Here is a 12,044-nt window from a genome sequence, read left to right on the forward strand (position 1 = left end):
ATTCCCGGCCGGTGTCCTCATGGTCAGTCAGGGCGCCAGCAATCTGAGGCGGCTGATCGTTTAGCAACTTTCGTGCAGGGTGTCCCTCCGAGGCCTGAGCATTGCCTTACGGTACGGCTAATACTGCCGGTCCCGTCTACGCTGTTCGCCACGTCCTCCGTGGGACGCGGGGGGTATCTCGCGCACTGTTTTCTCGCAGGCGCTGCCTTGCATACTTTACCCCCTGATCGGCGTCCGGCGCCGTCGAGAAACGCGCAGCCTTCACACCCCACCGCCTAGGACGAAGAGGGCCGGGGCGCGAGGCTTGAAGCCGCATGCTGCATCCGGAGGCTGTACTCTGTCCCGTCCTGCCGTAAGGCTAAGCGTTGGGATGAGATGTCCTGGCTTGATTCGTGGGCAGGGGATTCATGAGCACGTTCGATTCGACCAAGGTGTTGTTGCAGACCCTCTTGGAGGAGGTCGTGACCGGCAAGCTGCAACTTCCGGACTTTCAGCGGGGATGGGTCTGGGATGACGAGCATGTCCGTTCCTTATTGGTCTCTGTCTCGCGGTCGTTTCCGGTGGGAGCCGTGATGCTGCTTGAGACGGGTGGCGAAGCCCGTTTTCAGACCCGTCCTGTTGAGAACGTCTCCTTTGCTGGAGCCATCCCTACGCCGGAGACACTGATCCTTGACGGGCAGCAACGCTTGACGACGCTTACACAGGTGTTGAAACTTCAAGGTCCTGTGAAGACGTTCAACGAAAAGGGCGTTGATATTGAGCGGTTCTACTACCTCGATATAGAGAAGGCGATGTCGGATGACGGGCTCGAAGAGGCCTTCTTTGCCGTGCCAGCGGATAGGAAGCTAAAAACCGACTTTGATCGCGTAGTGACGCTTGATCTCTCCACGCCTCAACTTGAATGCGAGGCGATGTGTTTTCCCTGCAACCAAATCCTCAAGTCGGACGCTTGGGAGCTGGCTCTCCACAAGTTCGCGCCGTCCAAGTTTGGGGACTACATGCTCTTCCGGGAGCGGGTTCTCAATGCGTTTCGCGAGTACCAATTGCCGGTCATCAAGCTTGCAAGGGCCACGAGCAAGGAGGCGGTTTGCCTCGTCTTCGAGAAGGTCAATACGGGTGGCGTCCCGCTGTCGGTGTTTGAACTGGCTACTGCGTCCTTCGCGGCCGACAATTTCAACCTACGGGATGACTGGTTTGGCAGCAGCATTCGCAACGTTGAGGGGCGTAGCACGCGCCTTTATGCTGATGAGAACCTCGCATCGGTGGAGCCGACTGACTTCCTACAAGCCATTGCTCTGCTGCACACCCACGAGGGGCGGCTCGCCGACGTAGCGGCGGGCAAGACTGGCAAGGCGGTCTCCGCGGTCAGTGCCAAGCGTGGTGCCATTCTGAACCTGAAGCTTGAGACCTACCACAAGTGGGCGCCGCCCCTTGAGAAGGGCTTCAGGGAGGCCGCTCGCTTTCTGCGCATGGAACTGGTGCTGACTGCGACAGACCTGCCTTACCGCACCCAGATCACACCCCTCGCGGCGGTAATGACCCATCTGAAGGAGCGTTGGCGGGAGCCGAGGATCTACGAAAAGCTCAGTCGGTGGTATTGGTGCGGCGTGTTCGGTGAACTTTATGGCGGCGCGGTAGAGACACGCATCGCCAATGATCTGGAAGAAGTGCTCGCTTGGATCAATGGTGGTGGGGAGCCCCGCACGGTCGTTGAGGCCAACTTCCAGCCCAAACGTCTGAACACCCTACGCTCCCGCCTCTCCGCAGCCTACAAGGGGCTCAATGTTCTGATACAACGAGAAGGATCAAAGGATTTCTTCTGGAAGGCCAGCATTCGCGATCTAGACGCTGAGGAGGTCGCGCTCGACATTCACCACATCTTTCCCAAAGCGTGGTGCACAGCTCAAAGTATCAAGCCCGCCATCTATGACAGCGTAATCAACAAAACGCCAATCTCTTACAAGGCGAACCGTATGGTCGGAGGGCATGCTCCGTCTCAATACCTGCGGATGTTGCAAGGACATAAGCAGGTTGGCTTGGAAGATGCCGAAATGGATACGCTTCTAGAAAGCCATCGGATCGCTCCGGAGCATCTCCGGGCTGACGAGTTCGAAGCCTTTTACGAGGCTCGCGGGCGCAGCCTGTGCGCCATGATCGCGGCGGCAATGGGCAAGCCGTTGGATGCAACTGAGGTCAAGTTCTTCGGCTAGTCTCCCGAGAGCTGCTAGTGGATGGAGGAGGGGCCAGCCGTCCCTCCTTCCCAGAATCGGCGCTGCCGCTGGTTGCGGAAAAGGAGCCCGCGGAATTCGAGTGCGCATTTAGGACTCGAACTTTCGGCGTCGAGGGATGCCGTCACAGGGCTGTGTCACAAGCTGCGGTGGCCAGATTGAAAATAAACGTGATATCACGTAGTTATAAATTTCCGGCGCAATCCTCTCCCGGCACCATTTACCCTTCCGGGTAGGTCCCAAAAGCTCCGAATGCCCTTGCAAACACTCAATTGGCCGGCCCAACCGGGTGCGGGGGTATCCGGTAGTATTCACGGTGCCGTTGGCCATGCGCGCGGCGCGGGGTGTCCGAGGAGCGGTCGCGGGGTGCCTGTTTCCCCAAGCGATGCCTTGCCGGCGCGGTTGATTTCGGTGGGCAGCTTCGAGCGCTTCGGCGTTGCCTATTCCAGGTCTGCTTTTCCCCATCCCACGCCTCGACTCATGGCTGATTGCAGCCGCCCGTCCTGATGCGGCGCGGGCCTCCTGATCCTTCGGCTGCAACAGTTCGCGCTTCAGGCCGCGGTGGATCCCGCCGGTGATGCAGCGATCCATGATGACAGCGGTGCGACGGGCGCTGCAGCTTTTCGCGGCGTGCCGCACCTCCGAGGGGGTTGCGCATCGGCGCGACTTGGCCTGTAGAGAGGGGCGCGAGCGCGATGCGATGCTCGCACACGGGAGCTGGAGACCAAGATGGCCGACCTCATCATCATCGCCTATGACTCCGAGGCCAAGGCGGAGGCCGCGCGGCAGGAGCTGCTCAAGCTCCAGAAGGAATATCTCATCGAGCTGGGCGATGCCGTGGTGGCGGTGCGCCAGGAAGACGGCTCCATCAAGCTGCACCAGATGATCAACACCACCGTCGCGGGCGCCGCTTCGGGCGGCCTGTGGGGCGGGCTCGTCGGCCTTCTCTTCCTCAACCCGCTGCTCGGCATGGCCATCGGCGCCGGCGCCGGCGCGCTCGCCGGCAAGTTCACCGATGTCGGCATCAATGACGACTTCATCAAGCAGGCGAGCTCGGCCCTCGGCCCCAATCAGGCGGCGCTCTGCGTGCTGGTGGGCAAGGTGACGGCCGACAAGGTGGTGGCCGACATGGCCCAGTTCGGCGGTACCGTGCTGCAGACCAGCCTCTCCAAGGAGCAGGAAGAAAAGCTCCAGGCCGCGCTCAAGGGCGCCTGAGGTTTCGACCCACGGGCGCTGTCTGACAGGGGCGGCGCCCGCTCAATCCAGCCGCTGACGCGCCAGCCACTGACGCGGCGTGGTTCCGAGTTCTGAGCGAAAGGCGACGCGTAGGGCCTGCGCGTCCGCAAATCCGCAGCGCTGGGCGATGGCCTCGAGCCCGCGGGCGCCGGAGGCGAGCAGATCCTGCGCCTGGGCCAGACGGGCCCGTTTCAGCCAGTCTCCGAGGCTGCCGCCGGTGCGCGCGCGGATGTAGCGGGTGAGGCTGCGGCGGCTCATGCCCATGCGGGCGGCGAGGTCGTCGAGCGCCGGGGTGGCCGAGGGATCGGCCCTGAGGCTTTCCAGCAGATCGGTGACGCGCTTGTCGGCGGGCGTGGCGATGGTGGGCCGCGCGATGATCTGCGGCTGGGCGCCGGCCCGCTGCGGCGCGACCACGAGATGGCGCGCCACCCGGTTCGCCTCGCCGACGCCGGAGAGCCGCGCCATGAGGTGCAGGCAGCAATCAAGACCGGCGGCGATGCCGGCGGAGGTCAGCACCTGGCCTTCGTCCACGAACAGTGCGCCGGCATCCACCTGCACCTCTGGATAGCGTTCCGAGAAGGTCTGCGCCCGCGCCCAATGCGTGGTGGCGCGCCGTCCGTCGAGGAGGCCGGCCTGCGCCAGCCCGAAGGCGCCAAGGCACAGGCCCACCACCAGCGCGCCGCGCGCTTCCGCCGCTTTCAGCTCTGCCACCAGCGGGTCCGGAACCGGCTCGTCCGCATCCCGCCAGCCGGGGAGGATGACCACATCCGCCGCGCGGGCGGCCGACAGGGGATGCGGCGCCTCGATCACCAGGCCGCCGGTGGCGGACAGGCGGGGCGCTTCCGCGCAGACATCGACGCTGTGGCCGCCAGCGAGGAAGGGCTCGCCGAACACCGCGAGGGGCGTGGAGAGCATGAAGGGGCTGATGCCGTCATAGGCGAGGATGGCCAGGCGCATTGGCCCGATTTACATGGTTCTTGTCCATCAGGCCACTGACGGCCGGCGCGGTGCCGCCCTAGAAGAGGGGCATGCACAGGAGCGAGCCATGACCCGAACCCTTCTCGTCATCGACATCCAGCAGGATTATTTCCCCGGCGGCGTGCTGCCCCTGTGGCAGGCGGAGGAGACCGAGGCGCGTATCGTCGCGGCCATCGGCAGGGCGCGGGCGGCGGGAGACCGCATCGTCCTGGTGCGTCATGTCTCCGCCGCACCGAAGGGCCTGTTCGCGGCGGATGGGCCGGGCATCGCCATCCGCCCTGCGATCCTGGAGGCGGCGGGGGATGCACCCATCGTCACCAAGCGTTTCGCTGACGCCTTCCAGGAGACTGATCTAGCACCCCATCTGGTCGGCACGGACGACCTGCTGGTGTGCGGAATGATGACGCAGAACTGCGTCGTCTTCACCGCTCTGTCGCGGGACGCCGACGGCTATTCGGTGCGCGTGATCGGGGATCTGTGCACCGCGCCCATCGAGGTCGTCCACCGCATTGCCCTCAATGCCATCGGCTCGAAGACCAAGCTCGTCACGGCGGCAGAGGCGGGGCTCGCCTGAGCGTCGGGGGCTTTCAGGCGAGGGCGTCGATGAAGTGCGCGAATTTCTCCAGCGGCTCGCGCACAGTCTCGAAAGTGTTCTCCGGCGCCGCGAGGTCGGCGTGGCCAAGTGCCATGCCGCAGATGACCATCTCGGTGTCGGGGATGGCGAGGCGCTGCGCGATCACGGTGCTGTAGAGCATGAAGGCCGCCTGCGGGCAGGTGTGGAGGCCGAAGGCGCGCGCGGCGATCATGATGTTCTCAAGGAACATGCCGTAATCGAGCCAGGAGCCCGCTTCCATGTCGCGGTCGATGGTGAAGATGAGGCCCACCGGGGCATCGAAGAACAGGAAATTGCGGGCGTGCTGCTCCCGCATCCGGCCGGTGTCGGTCTTGCCGATGCCCAACGCGCCGTAAAGGTCCCACCCCACCTTGCGGCGGCGGCCGAGATAGGGCTCGCGCCACTTGCGGGGGTAATAGGCATATTCCTCGGCACCCCGATCGCCGGAAAGCGAGAGCGCGTGCAATTCGGCGGTCAGCGCGGCGAGGGGCGCGCCGCGCAGCACCCGCACCCGCCAGGGCTGGATATTGGAGCCGGATGGCGAGCGGGCGGAAAGCTCGAGGATCTGCGCGACGGTTTCGTCTTCCACCGGCGTCGGCAGGAAGGCGCGGATCGAGCGGCGCGAGCGGATCGCCTCCGCGGCGGAGAGGGGGGCGGCGGAATCGGTCGGAAGGGGCATCGGGCAGAGATCACCGGCAATGAACAGGCCTGGACGGGCGGCGCGGAAGGTAACGCGCGCGGGGCGGTCATTGAAGGGGGGGGATGCCCGGGACGTGATGCTGGGGGCGGACCCGGTATGCGCCCCGGGTCCGCCTTGAGTGGGGCGGTCGACAGGCCCCCGCGCCTGTTCGATCGCCCTCTTCGCGCAGATGACGAGCGCGCACGCTGTAAGCGGCGCGCCTTCGGCTCAGAATGTGGCCTTCAGACCGGCATAAGCGGAGAAGGGCTGGCCGGGCGACTGCATCTGCGGATTGCTGAGACCAAGATATCCAGTGTCAAAGAAGGTGCCGTAGCTGGCGTATTTCGCATTGAACAGGTTGTTGATGTAGCCGAACACCTGGAAATTGTCGGTCACCTGATAGGACGTGTGGAGATTTGCGACCCAGTATCCCGGAAGCATCGGCGCCTGGTTCGCATCGTCACCCACGTAATACTGGCTGGAGACGGCGATTACGTCGCCGCCCAGCTTCCATTTCGGCGTCACCAGGTAGTCGAGGCCGAGTTTGAGGGTCTGGGTGGGAATGCCGGGAATGGTGTCGCCCGGCGTTACCAGAACCTGCCCGTCGGTGGCATAGGGGTTGTTGGGCGAGGCGAGATAGCCGGTGAACTGGTAGGTGGCGTTGAGATAGGCGTAGTTGGCGTAGAATTTCCACGGCCCGTTCACATACTGCATCTCCGCCTCGAAGCCTTCGCGGCGGGTGGCGGGCACGTTGGTGTAATAGCCGTAGCCGGTCTGCTGGCTGGCGAGGGACACGATGTCGTCGTCGCTGTCCACGCGATAGACGCCGAGCTTCCAGTTCACCTTTCCGCCGAACAGCATGCCGTTGCCGCGCAGGCCCACCTCATAGGTGTGGGAGACCACCTGGTTGAGCGGCGGGTCCGCCACCAGGGAGTTCTCCAGCAGGCACGGCCGGTTGGGATCGGCGCAATTCAGCTCCAGCGGGGTGGGCGCGCGGTTGGATTCCGAATAGCCGCCATAGAGGGTGGCTTCCGGCGTGAGCTTGTAGGTGAGGCCGATGAGCGGGTTGATGCGCGCGAAGGTGTAGTCGCCGTTGAGCTGCGGGCTCGTTCCGGTGCCGTCCTGCATGGAGATCTGCGCGATGTTGAGGCGCGCGCCCATGGTCAGGGTCGCCCGATCGGTCATGTCAAAGGCGTTGGTGGCGTAGAGGCCATAGTATCGGGTGCTCGCGTTGAGGTCCACCGGCAGGTAGAAGACCTGATACTGGTCCGGCAGCGAATAGTCCGGGATGTTCTTGATATAGGTCCCGGTGCCCACCACCTGAAGGGTATTGGTATTGGTGATGCCCAGCTCCGAATTGGAGCGGAAATTGATGTCGCTGGAATCGACGCTGCCGCCGATGACGAAGTAATTGTCATGGCCGAACAGCTTGTCGGTGCTGGTCGCCTGCACCGAGCCGCCGTAGGTGGTGGTGTCGGTCCAGGTGCGGTTGATGACGCCGTAGAGCTGGTTCGGCCCGAGCGCGGCAAAGGGGATGGTGTTGCCGTTCTGGTCATACAGCACCATCTGGCTGCGGAAGGCGGCATAGGCAGGATTGGTCGCCGGGTTGCCGCCGCCGGGCGGACCGGTGAACTGGTCCTCCTCCAGGCACATCTTGGTGTTGCCGACGCCGGGGTTCCACTTGTTGGAACAGGCTTCCAGATCGGCATCGTTGCCGTCCACATGCGCCTGGCTGAATTTGCGGGCATAGAGGTTGCCCTGCAATTGCCAGGTATCGGTGAGGTCATACTTGCCGTTGAGGGCCAGCATGCCGACGTTGTTCTCGGTGGTCTGCGGCCAAGTGTAGATGGAGTTCCAGTTCTGGTCGAGCAACTGCACCGGGGTCGGGCCGACCACGCCGAGATTGGTCGTTGCAGCACTGGCGACGAGGTGGACCTCGGTCTTGTCGTTCTTCCAGCCGAAATCGCTGTAGAAGCGGGCGAGGTCGGACGGCGACTGGAGCCGCCAGCCATCGGCATGCACGGCGTCGGCCGCGATATAGACGCCGAAGCCGTCCTTTTCGCCGCCATACTGGATGTTGCCGCCGATCTGGCCGAACGAGCCGCCCTGAATGCTCCCTTCGAAGCCGTGGTAGTTGAAGCCGTTCTTCATCTGGATGGAGACGGCGCCGCCCAGCGCGTTGAGGCCGAAGGCGGGATTGTTGGAAAACACCTCGGCGCGGCTGATGGCGACCTCCGGAATGAGGTCCCAGTTCACCGTGTCGCCGAACGCCTCGTTGAGGCGGATGCCGTTCTGGTAGACGGCGATGCCCTGCGGGGTGCCTTGCAGCGGCGACGCGGCGAAGCCGCGGAAGCGGAAGTCCTGGAAGAAGGCGTTGCCCTGAACGTCGGTGGTGTTGGCGCTGGGCGTGTACTGGAACAGGCCGTCGGTGACGGCGAAGGAATTCAGCCGGTCGAACTGGTCGGCACCGATGATGGTGACCGCGCCGGGCACCTTGTCGGCATCGATGCCGGTGCCGGAGAGCGGGGTGGTGGCGACGACCTCCACGGTGCCGAGCTGGAGCGTGCCGGAGGAATTGCCGGACTGCTCCTGGGCCATGGCCGGGAAGGCCGCCAGAAGCGCGACAGGCACGGCCGCGGCGGAGAAGCCGAGCGCGATCGCGATGGCGTGCTTCGAGGCGATGCTCGCCGATGCCGATTTGCCGGACGCCGCGCGGCGTAAACCCGCACGCTCCGCACCCATACCCCGTGAGGCTCCGCTCCCGCGCTCCCCGTGCATCTCCCGCCCCTTTCAGCCCTCGTCCGACCGGGGCCGTTTTTTTGGCGGTGTGACGTCGCCGCGATGGTCCGCGCCCGGCGCTGGGGCATCGTGTGGGTCGTCACACCAGAATTCTACCACCATGAAACCATAAGCGCGCCCGAAGTGCCGTCAATCGGCCACAGAGCTGAGAATTCTCTTAGGTTTTCGAAGTGTGTCTTCTTGGGAACGCCCGAAGGGCAATCGGGAAGATTCGGCAAGGAAAAACCGGGAACATTTGGCAAAGCGGGTGCGTGCTGTCCGCCCCTTGTGATGATGATCGACTATAGGCTGGGGCGACTAGACTTGTCGTGCGTGATTCTTCCCGGCCATTGGAGAGCGCGTAAAGCCAGGCGGGGGGCGGGCGCCTCCCCCCGCCTCGGCGTCAACCCGCGTCCGCTACGTGGGCGACGAGGCCCGTCCGGCCCGGCGCCACGTGCTCGGCCATGGTGTGCCGGTCCGGGAAATCGCCCCCGTTCTGGGCGCGGAAGGGGATGGGCGCATCCGTGAACAGCCCGCCGAGACGCTGGCGCCAGCCGGCCTTCGCCGCTTCGACCTGCTCCGCGCTGGTGAAGCGGCCGGCGCCGTAGACGGGATGGATCGGCAGCACGTCCATGCCGGGATAGAACAGGGCGCCGTGGGTGAGGGGAAACAGCAACTGATCGATGGGGCCGTTGATGCCGCGCGGACCGTAGTCGGCGGCGGGGCCGCCCGTCTGCACATTCACCAGCGCCCGCTTGCCCTTCAAGATGCCCTCGCCGAACCGGTGCTCGTTGGTGCCCGTCTTGTAGCCATAGGCGAAGCCGAAGGCATAGACGCGCTCGATCCACCCCTTGAGGATGGCGGGCACGCCATACCACCAGAGCGGAAACTGCAGGATCACGGCATCGGCGGCGAGGAGCTTTTCCTGCTCCGCCACCACGTCGGGCGGCTGGCGGCCGGTCGCATAGGCATGACCCGATTCCGCGACGAAGGAGAGCCGCTCCGGATTGGCGCGGCTCGGGAAGTCGTCGGCGTCGAACACCGCCTTCCAGCGCATGCCATAGAGATCGGAGGTGAGAATGCGGTGGCCCTCGGCGGAGAGGGTCTCCACCGTCACGTCCACCAGCTGGCGGGTGACGGAGGCGGGCTCGGGGTGGGCGAAGACCACCAGGACTGTCTTGGACATCACTGAAACTCCTCGGCGCGCGGCGGGCGGCCCTTGGCCGATGGGGCGACGCGCGGTGATGCCGGTAAGCTAGGCCGCGATATGCTATATATGAAATCGCATCTCTTCTGAGTTGGCATAACTTAAATGGATACCAGCCGTCTCGATCTCAATCTCCTGGTCACGCTGGAGGCGCTGCTCGCCGAGCGGAACGTGACGCGGGCGGCGGCGCGGCTCCATCTCAGCCAGCCGGCGGTGAGCGCGCAGCTCGCCCGCCTGCGCGACCTTTTCGACGATCCGCTGCTGGTGCCGGCCCGGCGCGGCATGACCCCCACCGCGAAGGCTGTGGACCTCGCCGGCCCGCTGCGTGCCGCGCTGGACCAATTGCGCACGACGCTGGAGGCCCGCGATTTCGATCCGGCGACGGCGGATCTGACCGTCACCATCGCCTGCTCGGACTATATCCAGGCCGCCGTCGTCATGCCGCTGGTGCTGGCGCTGCGGGAAAGGGCACCGGGTGTGCGGGTGGCGGTGCGCCATCTGCTTCCCGATCTGATGGAGCCGCAGCTCGCGTCCGGGGAGACCGACCTCGTGCTTGCCACGCCCCTGCCGACGCAGCCGCATCTGCGGGCGCAGCACCTGTTCGAGGAGACCTATGTGCTCATCGGCCGGCGCGGCCATCCGCGGCTCAGGCCGGGAATGACGATCGAGGCCTATGCCCAGCTGGAGCATGTGATCGTGTCGCGCAGCGGCGGGCACTTCCACACGCCGGTGGACGAAGGCCTCGCCGCGCTGGGCCATCGGCGCAACGTCGTGATGTCGGCGGCCTCGTTCCTGTTCATTCCGGAGATCGTCGCGGCGAGCGACCTCGTGGCGCTGGTGCCGCGCCGCCTCCTGCGCGATCCGCCCGCCCGCCTGGTCATGATCGACCTGCCGTGGCTGGCCGAGCGGTTCGAGGTGGGTCTCATCTGGCACGAACGCACCCACGGCCATGCCGGCCAGCGCTGGCTGCGCGCCCTCATCGCCGAAGTCGCCGGCTCCGCGCCGTCCGCACCCTAGAGCACGCGCCGATCCGATCGCACCGCGCTCAGATCGGATCACGCGTTCTCTGTCTTCGCGTGAGAGGGCGATTCACCGATCAAGTTGATTCAACTTGATCGGATCGCGCTCTGGGCCGCGCCCGCCGTTCCGTGCCGGGCCACCTCGGCGATGGCCATGTCCAGGGCGATGCGCAGGGGCTCGCCCGAGCGTGCGGTCTTGGCGAGCAGTAACCCGCCCTGAACGGCGCTGAGCACGGCGATGCCGAGGGTGTGCGGATCGGCTGCTGGTCCAAGTTCGCCGCGCGCCTGCATCCGGGCGAAGCCCAGCTCCAGGAGGGCGCTCCACTTCTGGAAGCCGGCGGCGCAATCGAGCCGCGCGGCCTCGAAATCGTTGGACACTTCGCTCGCCAGTGACCCCAGCGGACAGCCGGCGGTGCCACCAGCCGCATTGATCGCCAGCAGCGCGTCGCGCCAGCGCTTCAGGGCGTAAAGGGAATCAAGCGTGGCGAGATAGGGGTCTTGAGCGGCGAGCACGCGCTCCGTCTGGAAGCGGATCACCTCCAGCACCAGCGCATTCTTGTCGGAGAAGTAATGATAGAGCTGCGACTTGCTGAAGCCGCCCGCCTCCATCACGTCGTCGAGGCTGGTGCGCTCGGCGCCGTGGGCGTGGATGAGGTCCGCCGCCGTCTCGATGATGCGGGCGCGGGTGGCGGCGCCGCGGCGGGTGAGGGCAGGTGGGGGCGTCGGCGTCTTCGACATGGACAAAGCCTAACTGAACTGGACTTGACAGTCCAATTTCTCTCTGGCGCCTTGGACCGACAAGTCCAGTTCAAGGAGTATTTCCATGTCGCGTTTGGAGAATGGCGCTACGTTTCCCGCGCTCACCGTCGCTGCCGTGGGTGGCGGAGCGATTGCGCTGCCGGGAGCCCTCGCCGGCTCATATGGGGTGGTGCTGGTCTATCGCGGCGCCTGGTGCCCCTATTGCCAGGCGCAGTTGGCCGGCTTCCAGCGCGCAGCCGAAAAGCTGGCCGCGACCGGGATCAAGGTGGTGGCCTTCTCGGTGGACGACGAGGCAACGAGCGCCAGCACCATCGCCCGGCACCACCTGTCCTTCCCCGTGGGCCACAGTGCGAATGCGGATGCCGTCGCCGCAGCGCTCGGCGCCTACACCAATGCGGAGCCGCATTACCTGCAGACCACGGGTTTCCTGCTGGACCCGGAGGGTCGCGTGGTAAACGCCGTCTATTCCAGCGGCCCCATCGGCCGGCTGGTGGCCGAGGATGTGATCGGCATGGTCACCTACCTCAAGTCCAAGGCCTGAGGCTCT

Annotated in this window: 10 protein-coding genes; 5 read left to right on the plus strand and 5 right to left on the minus strand. The window is 65.2% G+C overall.

Annotated features, from left to right (window positions below; genetic code table 11):
- Positions 1-407 precede the first annotated feature (407 nt).
- Both ACT535_RS10635 and ACT535_RS10640 read left to right on the plus strand, forming a co-directional pair.
- Positions 408-2,210 (plus strand): GmrSD restriction endonuclease domain-containing protein, encoded by a 1,803-nt coding sequence (locus ACT535_RS10635; protein ID WP_476364330.1) that lies wholly within the window; start codon positions 408-410, stop codon positions 2,208-2,210.
- Between the two features lie 747 nt (positions 2,211-2,957).
- A complete protein-coding gene (locus ACT535_RS10640; protein ID WP_029556640.1) occupies positions 2,958-3,443 on the plus strand; it encodes a DUF1269 domain-containing protein in 486 nt (161 codons plus the stop codon).
- A gap of 42 nt (positions 3,444-3,485) precedes the next feature.
- Here the strand turns inward: ACT535_RS10640 and ACT535_RS10645 are convergent, their stop codons facing one another.
- Complete coding sequence (locus tag ACT535_RS10645) at positions 3,486-4,421, minus strand: GlxA family transcriptional regulator (protein WP_476364331.1); 936 nt, start codon at positions 4,419-4,421, stop codon at positions 3,486-3,488.
- 88 nt (positions 4,422-4,509) lie between these two features.
- On the opposite strand from ACT535_RS10645, the gene ACT535_RS10650 reads away from it, so the two are divergent.
- On the plus strand, positions 4,510-5,016 hold the full coding sequence (locus ACT535_RS10650) for a cysteine hydrolase family protein (RefSeq protein ID WP_476364332.1): 507 nt from the start codon (positions 4,510-4,512) through the stop codon (positions 5,014-5,016).
- Between the two features lie 13 nt (positions 5,017-5,029).
- On the opposite strand, the gene ACT535_RS10655 is transcribed toward ACT535_RS10650, so the two are convergent.
- The 3 genes from ACT535_RS10655 to ACT535_RS10665 all read right to left on the minus strand — a co-directional run bounded on the left by ACT535_RS10655 (position 5,030) and on the right by ACT535_RS10665 (position 9,698).
- Positions 5,030-5,734, minus strand: a complete 705-nt coding sequence (locus ACT535_RS10655; protein WP_476364333.1) for a nitroreductase — start codon at positions 5,732-5,734, stop codon at positions 5,030-5,032.
- 228 nt (positions 5,735-5,962) lie between these two features.
- Entirely contained in the window at positions 5,963-8,476 is a 2,514-nt protein-coding gene (locus tag ACT535_RS10660; RefSeq protein ID WP_476364334.1) for a TonB-dependent receptor, read from the minus strand.
- Between the two features lie 439 nt (positions 8,477-8,915).
- Positions 8,916-9,698: an NAD(P)H-dependent oxidoreductase gene (locus ACT535_RS10665; protein ID WP_168462195.1), complete on the minus strand. Its 783-nt coding sequence runs from the start codon at positions 9,696-9,698 to the stop codon at positions 8,916-8,918.
- A 126-nt stretch (positions 9,699-9,824) separates the two neighbouring features.
- Between ACT535_RS10665 and ACT535_RS10670 the strand changes: the two genes are divergently transcribed.
- The gene (locus ACT535_RS10670) at positions 9,825-10,736 is read left to right on the plus strand and encodes a LysR family transcriptional regulator (RefSeq protein WP_476364335.1); all 912 of its coding nucleotides are present in this window, start codon (positions 9,825-9,827) and stop codon (positions 10,734-10,736) included.
- 89 nt (positions 10,737-10,825) lie between these two features.
- On the opposite strand, the gene ACT535_RS10675 is transcribed toward ACT535_RS10670, so the two are convergent.
- Positions 10,826-11,476, minus strand: a complete 651-nt coding sequence (locus ACT535_RS10675; protein ID WP_476364336.1) for a TetR/AcrR family transcriptional regulator — start codon at positions 11,474-11,476, stop codon at positions 10,826-10,828.
- Positions 11,477-11,561: 85 nt separating this feature from the next.
- Between ACT535_RS10675 and ACT535_RS10680 the strand changes: the two genes are divergently transcribed.
- A complete protein-coding gene (locus tag ACT535_RS10680; RefSeq protein ID WP_476364337.1) occupies positions 11,562-12,038 on the plus strand; it encodes a redoxin domain-containing protein in 477 nt (158 codons plus the stop codon).
- Positions 12,039-12,044: the final 6 nt, after the last annotated feature.

This window comes from Xanthobacter sp. DMC12 (assembly GCF_056314105.1).

Excerpts from the sequence above, each read along its gene's own strand:
- ACT535_RS10635 (WP_476364330.1), top strand. The coding sequence starts at position 408 with ATGAGCACGTTCGATTCGACCAAGGTGTTGTTGCAGACCCTCTTGGAG.
- ACT535_RS10640 (WP_029556640.1), top strand. The coding sequence starts at position 2,958 with ATGGCCGACCTCATCATCATCGCCTATGACTCCGAGGCCAAGGCGGAG.
- ACT535_RS10645 (WP_476364331.1), bottom strand. The coding sequence starts at position 4,421 with ATGCGCCTGGCCATCCTCGCCTATGACGGCATCAGCCCCTTCATGCTC.
- ACT535_RS10650 (WP_476364332.1), top strand. The coding sequence starts at position 4,510 with ATGACCCGAACCCTTCTCGTCATCGACATCCAGCAGGATTATTTCCCC.
- ACT535_RS10655 (WP_476364333.1), bottom strand. The coding sequence starts at position 5,734 with ATGCCCCTTCCGACCGATTCCGCCGCCCCCCTCTCCGCCGCGGAGGCG.
- ACT535_RS10660 (WP_476364334.1), bottom strand. The coding sequence starts at position 8,476 with ATGGGTGCGGAGCGTGCGGGTTTACGCCGCGCGGCGTCCGGCAAATCG.
- ACT535_RS10665 (WP_168462195.1), bottom strand. The coding sequence starts at position 9,698 with ATGTCCAAGACAGTCCTGGTGGTCTTCGCCCACCCCGAGCCCGCCTCC.
- ACT535_RS10670 (WP_476364335.1), top strand. The coding sequence starts at position 9,825 with ATGGATACCAGCCGTCTCGATCTCAATCTCCTGGTCACGCTGGAGGCG.
- ACT535_RS10675 (WP_476364336.1), bottom strand. The coding sequence starts at position 11,476 with ATGTCGAAGACGCCGACGCCCCCACCTGCCCTCACCCGCCGCGGCGCC.
- ACT535_RS10680 (WP_476364337.1), top strand. The coding sequence starts at position 11,562 with ATGTCGCGTTTGGAGAATGGCGCTACGTTTCCCGCGCTCACCGTCGCT.